This window comes from Fontibacillus forbon (genome assembly GCF_046559655.1).
Taxonomy (GTDB): domain Bacteria; phylum Bacillota; class Bacilli; order Paenibacillales; family Paenibacillaceae; genus Fontibacillus.
The window spans coordinates 25050-41972 of the sequence record NZ_JBKGFV010000008.1 but is presented as its reverse complement, the minus strand read 5'-3'; the positions used below and the strand labels follow the sequence as shown (position 1 = coordinate 41972).

Below are 16923 nucleotides of genomic sequence, written 5' to 3'. Positions count from 1 at the left end.
AGTTATTTCGTTTTCACGCGCAGTTCGGTTCTAAAGGGAATGTGCCTTCCATAAGCTAGTTGTAAGAAGGAGGGGTACATGCCATGGTCGACCAAGTAAAAGGGAAACGTCAGGAGCTGCACTTGATGCAAAGAAAGCTGTTGGAGATCTCGGGTGTCCTGAACGTGGAGAGCTTTGACAACGAGGAATTTCTGCTGCAGACGGAACTGGGGCATTTAACGATCCGGGGCCAAAATTTACATATCAAAAATCTCAATTTGGAGCAGGGACTTGTCAGTATTGAGGGCCTCGTGAATTCCTTGTCTTATTTGGATCCGGGTTCGCACTCTTCCGGTAAAGGTCTGCTTGGAAAGCTGTTCCGATGAATTTACATTTGCAATGGGTGACTCTTCTGTGGATGTTCGCATGCGGGGGAATCCTGGGGATCGCCTTTGACAGCTACCGTGTCGTATCGGGACAGCTCCGGTTTCCCCGCTGGAGTGTACATATTCTGGACGTGCTGTACTGGATTGCCGCTTCGCTCTTCGTGTTCCGCACTTTATACCGGGTCAACCAGGGAGAACTCCGGTTTTATGTCTTTCTCGGGTTATTTATAGGCGTTTGGATTCATTTTTTGTTTCTCAGTGTTATAACCGAGCGTTTTGTGGTAAATTTAATTAAGGTAGTTCAAAAGATTTACAGAATAACCATTAGAATATTGCAACTTGTGGTGCTTGCACCGCTGAAATGGCTGTTAAAAAGCATACGAATGCTGCTGGGATTTGTCTGGATCGTAGTATTTTTTATGGGGAGGGTTACACTGTCCCCGATTTGGAAACTTCTGATCTGGGTCACAAGACCTATTTGGAAGTCTCTGCGTTTACCGGACAGGCTTCGCCCTGTATGGAATTATTTCGCAAGATTGTGGAAAGTCTGGTTCAATAAAGAATAATGGACGGGAGGTGTCTCGATGCGCGATGGAACGGCAAAATCGAATAAGAATCAACAGCCTGCCGCGAAATCGGTCGGGGCACGCCGACGGCTTCGGTTATGGATGAGCTTTATGGTATTATTTGTTGGCTGGGCAGGTTATACCTACATCGCCCAATCCGGAGAGATCGGGGCTAAGTCCCATCAACTGGCGGAACGGCAAGCTTCCAAGGAGCAAACGGAGCAGACTCTAAACCAATTAAAATATGAATTGAACCGTCTTAAAGATCCTGAATATATCGGTCAAATTGCCATGAAGAAATACGGACTTTACAAACCGGGTGAAATTCCGGTGCACGTATCGGAGTCCGAACCCGCAAATGACTGACCCCATGCGGGATATACGGCTGTTGACCTTGTTTGGCTCATTATGTATAATCAAATCACCGCAGTCATGTTTTCGAGGCCTGGCTGTATATTTTTAAGGGAGGATCATTTTATTTTATGTCAATTGAAGTGGGCACCAAGTTAGAAGGAAAAGTGACAGGCATCACGCATTTCGGAGCATTTGTGGATCTGTCAGGAGGTGTCACGGGTCTCGTTCACATCTCGGAGATCGCAGACAATTATGTTAAAGATGTCAATGATCATCTGAAGATCGGCGATATGGTTACCGTTAAAGTAATCAATGTCGACAAGGACGGCAAGATCGGACTTTCCATTAAGCAAGCCGTTGATAAACCGGTAGAGGCTACAAGACCGCCTCGCGCACCACGCAGCGATCGTCCTGGAGGTAGAGACGGAGATCGTCCTGGCGGCGGATTTAACCGGGATCGGGGAGGACGTCCTTTTAAGCCGCAACCGAACAAAGCTTCATTTGAAGATAAAGTTTCCCGTTTCCTTAAGGACAGTGAAGAGCGCATTTCTTCGTTGAAGAAGAACACGGAAGGCAAACGCGGAGGACGCGGAGCCAAACGCATGTAATTTCCTAATTTTATAATGAAACCCACCGTAGGCAACCTATTGCCTGCGGTTTTTTGTTTTTCGCGGACATTTTCCCCGCAAATTCTTTTTTTGTCGTCTGAGCACTTCAGGCGACAGGTTATTACGCAATCTACGCCCAACTTTGGATGAATTGGCAGAAAATGTTTACTTGTATTGCTCGGTTTTGTACGAACATAAGCACGCATAGGGAGTCTTATTCTCATGGGAGACCTGTGTTCGTGATGTTTCGTAAGGCGCTCTCAATTTGTCGGAAAATTCTTTATCCCAGGCTCCGGTATATGACAAACTTTCCGCCCACCCGCTCCTATAATGGGACATACCTTACAAAAATGGAAAAGGCGGTGCCAGGTAATGGAGAAGTGGAACGTGATCCCATTCCCAGGGATGAAGAAGGCGAAGGGGCAGATTAAGAGATTTCGATGGAATGGATGGAGGGAGCTCCCGGTCGTTATCAACGTCAGCAGATTATTTGCGGCGAGCAAGTGGACAGGCTTGTTCCTGTTGATGAGTTTTTTGCTCGGCAAGGCGACTATTCTGGACGAGCTTTCTCCTTTTGCGGCCGCTTTTTTTGCGGTCATGATGTTTATGCGGCGTGATATCGCCGTGGTGACGGGAGCGGTTATGGTTGCCGGGGCCATGTTTATTTCCGGCCATCACGCTGCCGTGATTGCGGCGGAGTTGACCATTTTCTTCCTCATTCATAAGGGATTGGAATCGTTCGAGCGCGCCGATGTATCTTATGCGCCGCTAATGGTTTTTACGAGTACCTTTCTGGCCTTGCTTTTCGCGGCTGTGATCGGTCCGTCGCTTACCTGGTATGTTTTTGTAATGACCGTTATGGATGCGGTGCTGAGTTTTGTGCTGACGTTGGTATTTATTCAAGCCGTCCCGGTCTTTACTTACCGGAAACGGAATTATCAGCTGCGCACCGAGGAAATCGTCTGTCTCGTTATATTGCTTGCTTCGGTCATGACCGGTTCGGTCGGCTGGGAAATTTCCGGATTATCGATCGAACATATTTTAACGAGATATTTAATTCTTCTGTTTGCTCTAGTCGGGGGAGCAACGCTCGGCGCTTCGGTCGGTGTCGTAACCGGCCTGATCCTGAGCTTGGCCGACACCTCGGCGCTCTATCAAATGAGCCTGCTCGCCTTTTCGGGCATGCTGGCAGGAATGCTGCGGGAAGGAAGGAAATGGGCCGTCGGCTTTGGAATGCTGCTCGGATCATCCATCCTTTCCATCTACTTGACAGGCTCCGCCGAAGTAATGTCATCGACATGGGAAAGCTGCGTTGCCGTATTGCTCTTTTTATTGACGCCGGGCAGTGTCGTCTCCGCTATTGCCAAATATGTCCCAGGCACTCAGGATCACACCAAAACGCAGCATGAATACGCCAAACGCATGCGCGAAGTGACCGCAGGCCGGGTATCGCAATTTTCTCAGGTCTTCAAACAGTTGTCCCGCAGTTTCGGCCAAATCGCCAGTTCCGGGGAGATTGCCAAGCGGAGTGAAGAAGTGGACCATTTCATGAATGCGGTCACCTCCGGCGCTTGTTCGACCTGTTTCCGCCGGAATGCGTGCTGGGACGGGAAATTTTATCAGACCTATAAATATATGACTGAAATGATGACGGCCGTGGAAGAGAACCCGGATCTGTCCAAGGAAGAACTGCCGGCCAAGTGGAACAAAATATGCGCGAAAACCGACCAGGTCCTGTCGGTCATGAAGCACGAATACAACCTCTATCAACATGATATGCACTGGAAACGGCAAATATACGACAGCCGGCTGCTGGTAGCGGAGCAACTGTCAGGGGTGTCGCAGGTGATGGAGGATCTGGCGAAAGAGATTCAACGCGAAGGACAAGCCATGTATAAGCAGGAAGAACAGATTCGTGAGGCTTTGGAAAAAATGGGGCTGTCCATTCATAGCATCGATATCGTCAATCTGGATCATGGTAACGTGGAGATCGAAGTCGTTCATGCCTATACCCGCGGTTTCGATGAGTGTCGAAAAATTATCGCTCCGCTGTTGTCCGACATCCTTGGCGAACATATCGCGGTGATCAGCGATTCGTTGCCGGCGGGACGCGACGGTCTGGCCACAGTGACCTTTGGGTCGGCTAAAACTTATGTGATTATGACTGGAGTAGCAGGAACGGCCAAGGGAGGGGACCTCCTGTCGGGAGACAGCTTCAGCGCCATGGAACTGGGAAACGGAACGTATGCGGTGGCCATTAGCGATGGCATGGGCAACGGGGAGCGTGCCCGATTGGAGAGCAGCACCGCGCTGAATATTTTGGAACAGCTGCTGCAATCGGGCATGGACGAGACGCTGGCGATCAAGTCGGTGAACTCGATTTTGATGCTGCGTTCGCCGGATGAGATCTACGCAACCGTAGATATGGCGCTGATTGACGAATACTCGGCCCGGACCACGTTTTTGAAAATCGGCTCCTCTCCCAGCTTTATCAAACGGGGCCAGGAAGTCATTCAGGTGTCGGCCAGCAATTTGCCGATCGGGATCATTCAGGATATCGAAATCGACTTGGTCACGGTGCAATTATACCCGGGCGATACGCTAATCATGATGACGGACGGCATTTATGATGCACCCGGATATGCAGTAAACAAGGAGCTGTGGATCAAACGGCTAATTCAGGAGATTGATTCGGAGGATCCTCAGGAAATTGCCGACTGTTTGCTTGAGTCGGTCATTCGGTATCAGAAAAATGTGATCCAGGACGATATGACGGTCGCCGTCGCAAAAGTAGATCATTTCCTGCCGCAGTGGTCGACGCTGCATATCCCGGGGATTACTCCTCTGGAACGACCTCGGACGGTCAGCTAGGAATTGGGCGTTGCCAAATTATAAAAATCAGGACGTTAGTCATAATTTGGACAAAATATTGGTTGTTTTTACATGGGAATGTTTTGAAGTTTGTAGTAAAATATACCCTGTCATTCTTGAAATACACCAAATATGGCACTATTTCTCAAATTTTAAATATAATTTTGGCAAAACTGCCGAAAGGCAGTGACGCAAAGCTATAGGGACTAATTCCTATTACGGGAAATGTCAGCCAGTTGCCTAAAAAAACGGTAACCTATAGTATCTCTACTTTACTTTAGGTTATCTTTTTTTTGCCCAAAAATCGGGCAAATCTTAATTTTTACGGAAAGGGGTAGAGCATCAGAACTTGTTGACTATACCAAACATACATCCTATTCATATTAACAGACGGAAAGAGGAGACTTAGGAAATGAAGTTGGCACAAAGATTAGGCGGATTCCGCCGCTGGAGTATTGTAACGAAGAATATGATTTTGACCAGTGCCTCCATCCTGATGACCGGCGTGATTCTGATCGCGTCCAGCTATTACATACAGGGCGGGGTTTTGACCAATCAATTGGAATCGGATTCCCAGAAAGTAATGGAAGCCTGGAGCACCAAGGTTACGCCAGCTGAAGCCGCCGAGGCGATGAAGAGTACGGACCGCAATTCCCCGGTTCAGCAAAAACTGACGAAAGTGTTCGACGATTTATCCGCAACGCACCCTGATGTGGCGCAAGGCTATATTTTCGGTTCGAAAGTTACGGATAATAGCACGCAGATGATTGCATTCCCGACGGCAGTTTTGGATATGTTCGATGGGGAAGGCCTCCATTTGGGAGATATGCTCGGACAACCTACCTTCCATGTAAAGGGTGTCCAGGAAATGTTGAAAACAAAACAGATCACCTTTACTAAGCCTTACAAGGATGACTATGGTACCTGGCTGACTGTGCTTTATCCGTTTCAGAATGCAAACGGGGAAGTATTTGCCTATATGGGGATGGACTTTGACGCCAGCGTTATCTTGAGCGGGCAACAGGATCTGTTAAAATATACTTCTTTAGCTTTGGTTATCATTTTACTGGTAATTCTTACATTCCAATATATTACGCTGAGACGGACCTTCGCTCCCGTCAAAGATCTGATGAACGCGCTGGAGAAGCTTAGCCAGGGTGATTTTAGCATGCAGTTAAAAACGAACCAGAGCGAACTGGGCAAGGTCAACGAGAAATTTAATTCCACGGTGACGAATATTAAGGAACTGGTTACTACCATCAAGAACGTATCGTCCCAATCGGCCGAGCAGGCGCGCGTCCTGTTCACGGCTTCGGAGGAAAATCATCAGACCACTGCGAACATTACCAATCATATTGGAGAGATCTCGGATAAAGTGTCCCAGCAGAGCAAGTCGATTGCGGAGAGCGTAACGTCCCTGGAGGAGATCAATTCCGGGGTATCGACGATTGCCGGAAGTACCTCGTCGCTATCGGAAGCCTCCCTGCAAATGAAGGAGCAGTCCGAACTGGGCGGAAATAACATCGGCAAAGTGATGAAACAGATGGATTCGATCCAACAGTCGGTACAGAATTCCGTGTCTTCGATTGAGCAATTGCAGAAACGCTCCGGCGAAATCGAGGAGATCGTTCAAGTCATTACGCAGATCTCTGCGCAAACGCATCTGCTGTCCCTGAACGCAAGCATTGAAGCGGCCAGAGCCGGCGAAGAAGGTCGGGGATTTGCGGTTGTGGCCAACCAGGTGAAAAAACTCGCTGAAGAGTCCGGCAAATCGGCGGAGAAAATCGCAGATCTCGTTCATTACATTCAAAAGGAAACATTGACTGCCGTGAATGCCATTACCGATGGACAAAGAAATGTCGAGGCAGGCATCGATATCGTGAAAGAAACGGGAGAACTGTTCTATAACATCTTGGATGCCACCGAGGAGATCACGAGCCAGATTCAAGAAGTTTCCGCGTCGACCGAAGAAATGGCCGCAGAAACGGAACAGATCACAACTACTATCAGACAGATTGCCGTTTTGGCGGAGAGAAACGCCGACATCTCGGAGTCTATCAAGTCCAGCGCACTGGAGCAGCGTTCGTCAGCAGGGAAAATCGTGAATTCGGCGGAGAGCCTGAACCAAATCTCCGGAAAGCTGGAGCATGTGGTTGAAGGTTTGAAATTATAGAGAGAGAAGCAGGGAGTTGAGTTTTAATGGGTACCTTACTAATGGATCGTATTATCAGGGATTTTTGGGTGAATGAATTGCAGCCGCCCTTGTCCGGCCTTGATATTTATACAGACTTTCCAAGGCTGGGTTCCGAGCGGGATATGGGGTATACGGCCTACAGGTTGGATGTCTACCAGAAATCTATCTCTAAAATATCCAAAGAATTTGATTTGAATAGCTGGATGATGGCTTGCTACTTCGCCTTTTTATATCGGATGAGCGGAGAACAGGACCAAATTATCGGCGTAAAAGATCACGAAGGATTGTTACTTCCGTTACGGATGCGCTGTGAAGCGGAGATTTCGTTCCTGGATCTGTACCGGGCGGTGACGGAAAAATCGAACGCCTTGGATTTTGCCGCTCTGCCGCTGACCGAAATTGAACGTTTGGTCGGCCAATCGCCTCTGGTACACACCATTTTTGGGGAGGATTCGGCCTACAAGTCAAGCTGCTTGAATTGGCAAGTGATCGTAAAAGACGGCGAAGTTCTTGTATTTATTCAATATGACAAAAACTTGTTTAAAGAGAGTACTATCCGTAAGTTTGCATCCCATTTTGAATGCATCGTTAAGTCGGTTATGACCGATGGTAATATGTCTATCGGCAGCATTCCCATTCTTACGGAAGATGATGAAGAAGCCTATAGACTGCTCAATGATACGGTCCGGGATTGGCCTGACCTGCCGGAGAGCATTCCGCAAATGTTGCAACGGACCGTGGAGCGTTTCGGAGATCGGGTTGCCCTGTCTTCCGCAGAGCGAAAGCTGACTTATGCGGAGCTGAACGCTTTGTCGGACCAGGTTGCCCAGGGGCTGCTGGAACGCGGACTTCATAAGGGCGATTTCGTATCTATCTTTATGGAACGCAGTTTGGATGCCGTCATAGGGATGCTCGGAGTAGTCAAAGCCGGCGGCGCTTATGTACCGCTTGACCCGGAGCATCCGGAGGACAGGAATGGTTATATCATCGCGGATACCCGTTCCCGGATCGTGATCACGAAGGAATCGTATACTTCGAAGCTTTCCGACCTGTTGTCAGCCGGTTCGGAGAACGTGTCCATCTTCTGTCTGGATACTCAGCTTAACGGAATTTCCGCTGATCCAATCGGCATTGTCGCCGCTTCCGGGGATATAGCTTATGTCATTTATACGTCCGGGACTACCGGAAGACCGAAAGGGGTATTAATTCCTCATGCCGGGGTCGTTAACCTGGCGCTGGCTACGGTAGATCAGCTGCAGATGAGTGAACGGGATGTGATTCTTCAGTACTCCACGTTTAGCTTCGATGCTTCGGTCTATGATATTTTCAGTGCCCTTTGCTGCGGGGCTAGATTGCATTTGTTATCCAATGAACAGCGCTATTCGGTAGATTCATTTACTTTGGCCATCGAAGAAACCGGGGCGACGCGAATCGGTATATTGCCGACCGTCTTCTTCAACCAGTTATCATCTTATTTAAGTCCGGATGACGGTCATAAATATAAGGGGATCTCGAGTTTTGTGATTGGAGGGGAGGCCTTGCCGGGGGCTTCGGTAAGGCTGTTGCAACAAAAACTGCCGCATCAGCCGGTTATCGTAAACGCCTATGGGCCTACCGAGGCAACCGTGGCAACGACTACGCATTTGATCGGCGGACCCGTATCGAAGGATCTGACTACGGTCAGCATCGGCAAGCCTCTTGCCAACTATGAAGTGCTGATCGTGAATGAGAAGCAGCAGCTCTGCCCGCTAAACGTGGTCGGCGAGTTATGGATTCACTCTGTCGGATTGGCTAAAGGGTACTTGAATCAGCCTGAGAAAACCGATGAGGCATTTGTTATGGATCCTGTAGATCCGGCTTCAGGTAAGAAGTATTACCGCTCCGGGGATCTCGTTCGCTTGCAGGAAGACGGGATCGAGTATGTGGGCCGTAAGGATTTGCAGGTCAAAATTAGAGGTTACCGTATTGAAATCGGTGAAATCGAAGAGAACTTGGCCAAGCACGAACAGATCAGAGATACGGCGATTATCGTTAAGGAGGATGCTGCAGGCGAGAAGATGCTGGCCGCTTTCTATACGTCCAAAACCGGCGTTGCCATCGGCAAGGCAGAGCTTACGTCCTTTTTGAAGACGAAGGTGCCTGCCTACATGGTCCCTGGCTACTTTGTATGCCTGGACGCCATGCCGGTATCGCCGACGGGCAAAATCGACCGCAAGCGTCTCGGATTATTGGAGCTTCCGGTCATCGATGAGGATAACCCGGATTTCGAGGCGCCGGAAAATAAACTGCAGAAGGAGATAGCCGCTGCATGGGAAAAAGTCCTGCGGCGCAGTTCCATCGGAATCCACGATGACTTCTTTGAAATCGGCGGCCATTCGCTGAAAATACTGGAGACGCTCGTGCTGCTGAAACCGAGCTTTCCTAAGCTGAAGATTAACGACTTCTTTGCGTATCCGACGGTGGCGAAGCTGGCGGATCGGGTAACCGAACTGGGTGCGGAGGCATTGGCCGAAAATGCAGGCCCTGCCGTTCTTAACGGAGAGATCGTTGATTTAGAAGAATATCCGCGCAGCTTCGGCGGCGGCATCGCAGCCAGCAAATCCGTAAGCCGGCAAAATCATATTTTGCTCACCGGTGCTACCGGCTATCTCGGTTCTTCGCTGCTGCACGAGTTGCTCCAGTCTTCGGAAGCCGTTATTTATTGTTTAGTTCGTTCCGTGGGAGGGGAAGACCCCTATCAGCGGCTGAGCAAGGTGATGCGCGGTTATTTCGGTTCGGAGATTACCTCCCTGATGGAAGGGCGGGTGTTTGCGGTTCAAGGCGACCTGGAACGAACCAATCTGGGCCTGAATGATCGCGTTCTGACCTTGCTTTCCGACAAAATCGATTCCATTGTTCATTGCGGAGCCGAAGTGAAGCATTTTGGCGATCCCGAGTATTTTAACCGGGTAAACGTGGAGAGTACGGATCGGTTGCTGGCATTCGCCCGCGGGAAGAATGTCCGCTTCCATTATGTTTCCACGCTCGGCATTCCGGAGGATTTGGCGTTTGCCGGGGAGTGGGACCGTTTCGTCAGCCGGGAAGGCTACGATCCAACGGTTGCGACTAACAATGTCTATACCAACAGTAAGTTGGATGCGGAACGGCTTGTCGTTAAAACTTGTCAGGAGGAAGGCGTTCCGGCCACGGTGTACCGTGTCGGCAACTTGTCCTGTCACTCGGAGACCGGGTCTTTCCAACGGAATATCGATAATAACGCCTTTTACCGGATGCTGAAGGCGATGATATTGTTGGGCAAGGCGCCGAGTGTTAGCTGGCAGGTCGATATGACCCCGGTAAATTATGCGGGGGCGGCAATCGCCACCCTGGCGCTTCAGGAGGAAACCGCCGGCCGGCTGTTCCATATTTGCAATCCGGTTCAACTATCCTATGCGCAGATGGTGGAATACCTCCGGGAGTATGGTTATCATATTGATTTGCTCGATTGGGCCGACTACGAGGCTTGGCTGTTAAATGCCGGGGAGCCGAAGGACCGTACGGGCATGGAACTGGCCATGGCCCAACTCGAAGGCGATGGGGCGAAGGACTCGCCGTACCGGTTCGCCTGCCCGCAAACGACGGAATATTTGCAGGGAACCCCGGTGTCCTGTCAGGTGCCGGATCAGGAATACATCGCGCGGCTGGTCCGTCACGCCGTCGCCGTGGGTTATTTTCCCGCACCGGTGCTTAAGTAAATAAGCAGCGTAGAAAAGAAACGGCATCACCTTCTTCCCGAATGTTCGGGTGGGGTGATGCCGTTTTATTTTTAGCGCCAAATGTGTTCTATTGGTTTAGATGAGTAATCATTATTTTCCCGCCATGGTTCTCAGTCGGAGCCAAGAAGATTATTTTTCCGTCACGATAACTTACGAATCTGTTATGTAAATCCGTAGCCGTCATAGGTGATTCATGAAGCAACTCGCCATTTATATCGAGCAACGACTGTGTATTTTGTTCTGAATCAAATACGATAAGATGATTGTCGCCATAACTTGCTTTCCAGTTGGAATCGACTGCTGTGAATTTACGCGTAATTTTTATCTTAGGCAAGCGGGTTTCCAGGTTATATCTGGCATATATATTATGTTCGGCATTTGTATTGATCCCGAGCGGGTTGCCGGTCACGCTTGATGTAGTTACGACTAATTCGTTCCCCTCAATCGTAAAGCCGGAGTTCACATTCCATTCCATTGGAATCGTGTTCTTTTCCCGAGTCGCCAAGTTGATGATTCTATACAAGTTTTGTGATTGCATTAGACTGGACCCATCAAGCTTAATGACTACATAAGGGTATTGAAACTGAATGTCATGGATTAAAGTTGCTTCGTAGCCGGCATCCCCGGGTAAGCTGAATGAAGCTGTATAGCTGGGCTTTTTCCATGGATACTGATAAACTTGTAAATTGTTTTTATCTTGATCCAACATGGCAATCTGCTCTTTAACTTGGTTTTGAGCCGGGGAATAACTCAATTTCTGGTTGTCTTTCAGTTTTAAATTTGAGAGAAGTTGCTTAGACAGAACATTACCTTCACTTGATAATGTTATTTTTAGAAGCTTATTATTTTCCCTAGTTAGAACAACGATTTTTGAAGGGTTGGCCAACACATCGCAATCATAAATAATTTTGAACTTCTTGCTCCATCCATTTTGCATCGTGTTAAGATCCACGACCTGCAATTGGTGATTGATCGTATCCACAAATAGGGTTTTCTCCTGAGTAAGGGCAAACATCCGGGTGCTGTCATCCAGGAAACTACCCGGATATTGCGCGGTGGCATCATCCGCACTTACGACGGATTGAATAGTAACTAACATCAGTACCGTAATAAATAAGCTTAATACCTTTTTCATGCTAAAAAGCCTCCTAATGAGTGTCGGGGATTTGTTGGATGACATCGTCCACATTTCATTTCCAAATTATAGAACTAAAAAACCGCGAGTAAGTTAATATTCTGTAATAACCCCTGTTTCTTCCTTTGCGGCATTGGAATGCCCGAAAGCAACGGCTTCACCTTCTTCCCGAATGTTCGGAGGGTGATGCCGTTTTTTTTGGTTTGCAGTTATAATAGTTCTCAGGAAGGGGCGTGCGCATTTTTGGAATACCACGTAGACATCGAATTTAAACCTCTATATGAACTTATGAACAGTCTTCATGCCTATATCTGCCGTAAGTCGCATAAGAAGATTGTTCTTGCCCCCGGATGGGTTAAGGAAACCAGGAGAAGCCTAACGCCTGAATTTGCATCGATATTGGATGAGATGGAAGTCGATAATGATTGGAAATTAACTTATTTGTTAGTTTATTTGTGCAGGGACGGATCCGAAGTGGAGAATTTTCTCGCTTGGTTGGAGGGGAAATCGACCGGTGACTTGTATGAGCTGATTGCCGGGTACAGTCAATTGTTTCCAAAAGATATGGGACAGTTCCGCACTCGTACCTTGTCTGTCCTTTCCCAATGGAACGACCAGTACTTTAAGCGGATGGATACCCCGATCCTTGACTCGCTGCTAGAGGAAACGAAGCAGAGGAAGGACGAGATGGCCTCCGGCAAGCTTGAGCTTGGGGAATTCATCGATCGCACAACGAACGGGCTGGTGTTTAATCCCAAGGAAGGGTTGGAGCGGCTAGTCTTGGTTCCTCAATATCATTTTCAGCCTATTAATGTGATTTCGCACTTTGGTAAATTAACGCTTTGCCATTACTCCGCAAGAATCTATCCGGAGAATCCTGCGGCTTTTCCGCTGCATGAATATCATATGATACGGGCTTTGGGGGAAAACAGCAGGTTGAAAATTTTGCGTTATCTGCATCAAGGGCCGAGAAGCTTCACCGAAATTGTCCGCCATCTCAAATTATCCAAAGGGATTACCCATGATCATATCTCCAAGCTTCGGAACGGCGGGTTTATCCGGGCCCACTTCGAGGGCGAGACGTTGACCGAGTATAGTTTGCGGCCGGAAATGCTGGAGCATTTGCATGTTAAGCTGATGGAGTATATTTTGCAGGAATAAAATAAAATGGAATGTTCTAAATACGTCTGGCTGGTTCCAACGCATTGCGTTATGCGGGAACCGGCTTTTTTATTCTGCAATAATAAATTCTGCATACAAAGAAAAATAAAACAGTTCTCTATTTACAGAACAGAATGACGGAACTATAATGGTCATGTGGATTACATAGTTATCTTATCGGAATTAATGTGAATTAAAAAGACTGGAGTGAAGAAATTGAAAAAAAATGGGATCACAGTACTAACCGCAGTGTTATTAATTAGTTCTCTGGTGTTGTCCGCTTGCGGAAACGGCAATACGAACGGCGCCGCCCAGAATGGCGGAGAGAAGGCCGCTCCTACGGAGAGCAATCAGCCTGCGGCCGAAAACGCCGGCAATACCCCGGCAGATGCCGGTGGACTGATCACGGCCAGCGATTTGTCGAAGCTGCCGAATGTGGCGAAAGAGCGTACGGATACAATCATCGTAGGATTGACCGATCCGAGCGGAGCGTTCACCCCTTATTTTCATCAAAGCGGATATGACGGCAATGTCTCATCCTTGTTATATACTCCTCTGGTAACTGTTGACGATAAAGGCCTGCCGGTTGCGGGGCTTGCGGAAAGCTGGGAGATCTCCGAGGATCAGCTTACGTATACGTTCCGTCTGCGCAAAGATTTGAAATTCAGCGACGGCTCTCCGCTGACGGCCGATGACGTGGCGTTTACTTGGACGTTACTGCACGATAAGGCCTATGACGGGGACGGACAGCTCCCGACGCTCCAAATTGAAGGCGGTGAAGCCTATAAAGAAGGCAAGGCCGACAGTATATCGGGAATTACCGTCGTTGACCCGCTGACCATCACGGCTAAGCTGGAAAAGCCGAATGCGACGGCCCTTGTTATTCTTGGCGGGGATATTTTGTCCAAAGCTTATTACGGCAAGGATTACAAGTTCGGCCAGTTGGACTATATCAAGAAATTGCATGAAAAGCCGGTGGGCAACGGCCCTTATGTACTGGAGAAGTTTATCCCCGGCCAGGAAGTAAGATATGTGGCTAACGAAAATTATTACGCCGGCAAACCGAAAACCGAGCATTTTATTTACAAGACTTCCGAAGGCGACGTTTGGCAGTACCTGGAGACCGGCGAAGTAGACTATGCCTCTTTCAGTGCAACGACAGAAAACATCGATAAGTTAAAGAGTATGGGCTTCGTCAACATTCTTCCTTACACGCCTAGCACTTACGGTTACCTGCAATTGAATCTCGAACATGATCAGTTGAAGGAGAAGGAAGTAAGACAGGCGCTGACTTACGGCCTGGATCGCCAAAGCATCTACGTGGATGCGAATCAGGGAGCCGGCCAGGTGGCCAATGTTCCATCGTCGCCGATTTCTTGGGCTTACACGGAAGACGGGATCAACACCTACGAATACGACCCGGAGAAGGCGAATCAGTTATTGGATGACGCCGGTTGGGCTAAGGGATCGGACGGAATCCGCGAGAAAGACGGCAAAAAGCTGTCCATACACTTCCTGGGCTCCAAGAACGCCCAAACGGATATTTTCATCGCGGTAGCCAAAGAAAACTTCGATGCCATCGGCGTCGATTTTCAACCTGAAATTTTCGCGGATTTTAATGCACTCGTATCCAAGGTAGAAGGCGGGGACTATGATATTGCTTCGTTCTCGACACCGATGCTGACGGATCCTTCCGACGGAGTTCTCCAGTTTGTAGACGGGGAAATTAAAGGATACGACAATCCGAAAGTGAAGGAATTGTATGAGAAGGCGCTCTCCACCAGCGACATAGAGCAGCGGAAAGCCGTATACAAGGAATTGTTCCAATTGCTGAATGATGAACTCCCCGTTATTTTTACGAGCTACAAGAAGACGGTGTACGCCTACAACGGGCGGATTCAGAATCTCTCCGTCAGTCCGTTCAACGGACTGTCCTCCAGCTTGCCTAATTGGACTTTGGAGTAAAGAAACAGCCGTCCCTCCTCGGAGGACGGCTTTTATAAGGAGCCGATCATGAGCACATATATCAGTAAAAGATTAATTTATATGGCGGTGATCTTACTGGCCGCCTCTCTGCTTATATTCTGTTTGTATGCTTTGACTCCCGGGGATTTTATCAGCGGGAATATCAAGCTGACACCGGAAAGAAAAGCGGAACTCAGGGAAATCTACGGTCTGAACAAGCCGATGCTGGAACGGTATGCTCTCTGGATGAAAAACGCCTTTCAAGGCGATTTCGGTTATTCGCTTGCGCAACAGAAGCCTGTTCTTTCTTTGTTTAACGATTACATATGGAATTCGTTCCTGCTTGCGGCCGCCTCCACGTTTCTGACCTGGTTCATCGCGGTCATCGTCGGCGTCGTTTCCGCCTACAAGCAGTATTCCTGGTTCGATACGCTGGTGCTGGTGATTGTTTTTGCCGCAATGTCGCTGCCTTCCTTTTTCATCGGCTTATTTCTCATCAAAATCGTGGCCGTCGATTTGAAATGGCTGCCGCCGGGCGGAATGATAACCACGGGAAGCAATGCCACAGGCTGGGCTTACGTGAAGGAAGTCATCCATCATATGACTTTGCCCGTGATCGTAATGACGATTCTGGGAGTCGGATCGCTTACGCGATACTTCCGTACGAACATGATCGATGTTATAAAACAGGATTATATTCGCACCGCGAGAGCCAAAGGTCTGAAGGAAAGCAAAGTGTTATTCTCCCATGCGCTGCGGAACGCGTTGCTGCCGGCGATTACGCTGGTCGGCTTTGAACTGCCCGCCTTGTTCGGGGGATCTCTGATTATTGAGAAGATTTTTAACTGGCCTGGCATCGGACAGCTTTATATGAGCTCTTTTTCACTTCGTGATTATCCTTTGTTGATGGGCTTTACGATGCTTATCGCCATTTTAACGGTTATAGGCACCTTGATATCCGATCTTCTTTACCATATTGCCGACCCTCGCGTCAGGCTGCATTAGGGGGGCGCGAAATGGCATTTATCGAGAGAACGCTAACGGATGCGGGCAAATCGGTGCGCAAGGCCCGAAAGCCTTCGCTTTGGAGTCAGGCCTTTCGCCGTTTGTTAAAAAACAAGCTGGCCGTATCCGGACTGGTGGTTGTCGTGTTTATGTTTGTTATCTGTTTCCTGGGCCCCGTATTTTCTCCCTACGCGGACAATAAAATCAATATGGCCGCCATGAACCGGGCTCCGAGTCTGCAGCATTGGCTTGGGACGGATAGGCTGGGACGGGATGTGCTGACCCGGGTGTTGCAAGCCGGTCGGATTTCCTTGACCGTCGGCCTTGCCTCCATGGTGCTGTCCGTGTTTCTCGGAACTTTCCTGGGTGCCGTTGCCGGATACTACCGGGGGATCGTGGATCAGGTCATCATGCGGATCGCCGATCTGCTGCTAACCATTCCGGGCTTGCCGCTGTTGTTTATTTTTGGAGCCTTGCTGTCGGACTGGAAAGTGCCTACGGATTACCGGATGTATATCGTCATGCTGATGCTCAGTCTGGTCAATTGGCCGGGTCTCGCCAGAATGGTCCGCGGGCAAATGCTCAGTCTCCGGGAGCGGGAGTTTATGCAAGCTGCCGTCGTGCTTGGACTAAGAGACCGGCGCAAGCTGATTCACCACCTGATCCCCAATTTGGTACCCCTGATCATTGTTATGGCTACCCTGAACATCGGCGGAGCCATTTTGAGCGAATCGGTACTCAGCTTTTTCGGGTTGGGCGTCATGCCTCCCACGCCTACTTGGGGGAATATGATCGATGCGGCGAACAATATGATCGATTTCCAGCAGCATCCCTGGTTGTGGATTCCGCCGGGCGTCTCTATTTTTGCGACGGTAATTGCGATCAATATATTCGGCGACGGTCTTCGCGACGTCTTGGATCCCAAAATGAAGAGATAGGTGGCA

At 48.9% G+C, this 16923-nt stretch carries 12 protein-coding genes and 1 riboswitch; of the genes, 11 read left to right on the top strand and 1 reads right to left on the bottom strand.

Going from position 1 to position 16923, the window contains the following annotated elements; translation table 11 throughout:
* Positions 1 to 83: 83 nt before the first annotated feature.
* The 7 genes from yabP (at position 84) to ACLB09_RS23870 (ending at position 10692) form a co-directional block, all read left to right on the top strand.
* Positions 84 to 365, top strand: a complete 282-nt coding sequence (gene yabP / locus ACLB09_RS23900; RefSeq protein WP_410772345.1) for a sporulation protein YabP — start codon at positions 84 to 86, stop codon at positions 363 to 365.
* A complete protein-coding gene (gene yabQ, locus ACLB09_RS23895) occupies positions 362 to 931 on the top strand; it encodes a spore cortex biosynthesis protein YabQ (protein ID WP_410772344.1) in 570 nt (189 codons plus the stop codon). Before yabP ends, yabQ begins: the two co-directional genes overlap by 4 nt.
* 18 nt (positions 932 to 949) lie before the next feature.
* The gene (locus tag ACLB09_RS23890) at positions 950 to 1297 is read left to right on the top strand and encodes an FtsB family cell division protein (RefSeq protein ID WP_410772343.1); all 348 of its coding nucleotides are present in this window, start codon (positions 950 to 952) and stop codon (positions 1295 to 1297) included.
* A gap of 116 nt (positions 1298 to 1413) precedes the next feature.
* Positions 1414 to 1893, top strand: coding sequence for a S1 domain-containing RNA-binding protein (locus tag ACLB09_RS23885; protein ID WP_410772342.1), 480 nt, complete (start codon positions 1414 to 1416; stop codon positions 1891 to 1893).
* Between the two features lie 372 nt (positions 1894 to 2265).
* On the top strand, positions 2266 to 4764 hold the full coding sequence (gene spoIIE, locus ACLB09_RS23880; RefSeq protein WP_410772341.1) for a stage II sporulation protein E: 2499 nt from the start codon (positions 2266 to 2268) through the stop codon (positions 4762 to 4764).
* A 156-nt stretch (positions 4765 to 4920) separates the two neighbouring features.
* Positions 4921 to 5008: riboswitch (cyclic di-GMP riboswitch) on the top strand.
* Between the two features lie 168 nt (positions 5009 to 5176).
* A complete protein-coding gene (locus ACLB09_RS23875) occupies positions 5177 to 6937 on the top strand; it encodes a methyl-accepting chemotaxis protein (protein WP_410772340.1) in 1761 nt (586 codons plus the stop codon).
* A 26-nt stretch (positions 6938 to 6963) separates the two neighbouring features.
* Positions 6964 to 10692, top strand: a complete 3729-nt coding sequence (locus tag ACLB09_RS23870) for a non-ribosomal peptide synthetase family protein (RefSeq protein WP_410772339.1) — start codon at positions 6964 to 6966, stop codon at positions 10690 to 10692.
* Positions 10693 to 10780: 88 nt separating this feature from the next.
* Here ACLB09_RS23870 and ACLB09_RS23865 read toward each other — a convergent pair whose 3' ends face one another.
* On the bottom strand, positions 10781 to 11848 hold the full coding sequence (locus tag ACLB09_RS23865; RefSeq protein ID WP_410772338.1) for a hypothetical protein: 1068 nt from the start codon (positions 11846 to 11848) through the stop codon (positions 10781 to 10783).
* A gap of 243 nt (positions 11849 to 12091) precedes the next feature.
* Here ACLB09_RS23865 and ACLB09_RS23860 point away from each other — a divergent pair, with 243 nt between their 5' ends.
* From ACLB09_RS23860 to opp4C, 4 genes are all read left to right on the top strand, one after another.
* On the top strand, positions 12092 to 13009 hold the full coding sequence (locus tag ACLB09_RS23860) for an ArsR/SmtB family transcription factor (protein ID WP_410772337.1): 918 nt from the start codon (positions 12092 to 12094) through the stop codon (positions 13007 to 13009).
* Positions 13010 to 13225: 216 nt separating this feature from the next.
* Complete coding sequence (locus tag ACLB09_RS23855; protein ID WP_410772336.1) at positions 13226 to 14974, top strand: ABC transporter substrate-binding protein; 1749 nt, start codon at positions 13226 to 13228, stop codon at positions 14972 to 14974.
* Positions 14975 to 15022: 48 nt separating this feature from the next.
* Complete coding sequence (locus ACLB09_RS23850; protein WP_410772335.1) at positions 15023 to 15979, top strand: ABC transporter permease; 957 nt, start codon at positions 15023 to 15025, stop codon at positions 15977 to 15979.
* 11 nt (positions 15980 to 15990) lie between these two features.
* Entirely contained in the window at positions 15991 to 16917 is a 927-nt protein-coding gene (gene opp4C / locus ACLB09_RS23845) for an oligopeptide ABC transporter permease (RefSeq protein WP_410772334.1), read from the top strand.
* Positions 16918 to 16923 lie beyond the last annotated feature (6 nt).

Coding starts and splice junctions, on each gene's coding strand:
- ACLB09_RS23865 (WP_410772338.1), bottom strand. CDS start 11,848: ATGAAAAAGGTATTAAGCTTATTTATTACGGTACTGATGTTAGTTACT.
- ACLB09_RS23850 (WP_410772335.1), top strand. CDS start 15,023: ATGAGCACATATATCAGTAAAAGATTAATTTATATGGCGGTGATCTTA.
- yabQ (WP_410772344.1), top strand. CDS start 362: ATGAATTTACATTTGCAATGGGTGACTCTTCTGTGGATGTTCGCATGC.
- opp4C (WP_410772334.1), top strand. CDS start 15,991: ATGGCATTTATCGAGAGAACGCTAACGGATGCGGGCAAATCGGTGCGC.
- yabP (WP_410772345.1), top strand. CDS start 84: ATGGTCGACCAAGTAAAAGGGAAACGTCAGGAGCTGCACTTGATGCAA.
- ACLB09_RS23885 (WP_410772342.1), top strand. CDS start 1,414: ATGTCAATTGAAGTGGGCACCAAGTTAGAAGGAAAAGTGACAGGCATC.
- spoIIE (WP_410772341.1), top strand. CDS start 2,266: ATGGAGAAGTGGAACGTGATCCCATTCCCAGGGATGAAGAAGGCGAAG.
- ACLB09_RS23875 (WP_410772340.1), top strand. CDS start 5,177: ATGAAGTTGGCACAAAGATTAGGCGGATTCCGCCGCTGGAGTATTGTA.
- ACLB09_RS23870 (WP_410772339.1), top strand. CDS start 6,964: ATGGGTACCTTACTAATGGATCGTATTATCAGGGATTTTTGGGTGAAT.
- ACLB09_RS23890 (WP_410772343.1), top strand. CDS start 950: ATGCGCGATGGAACGGCAAAATCGAATAAGAATCAACAGCCTGCCGCG.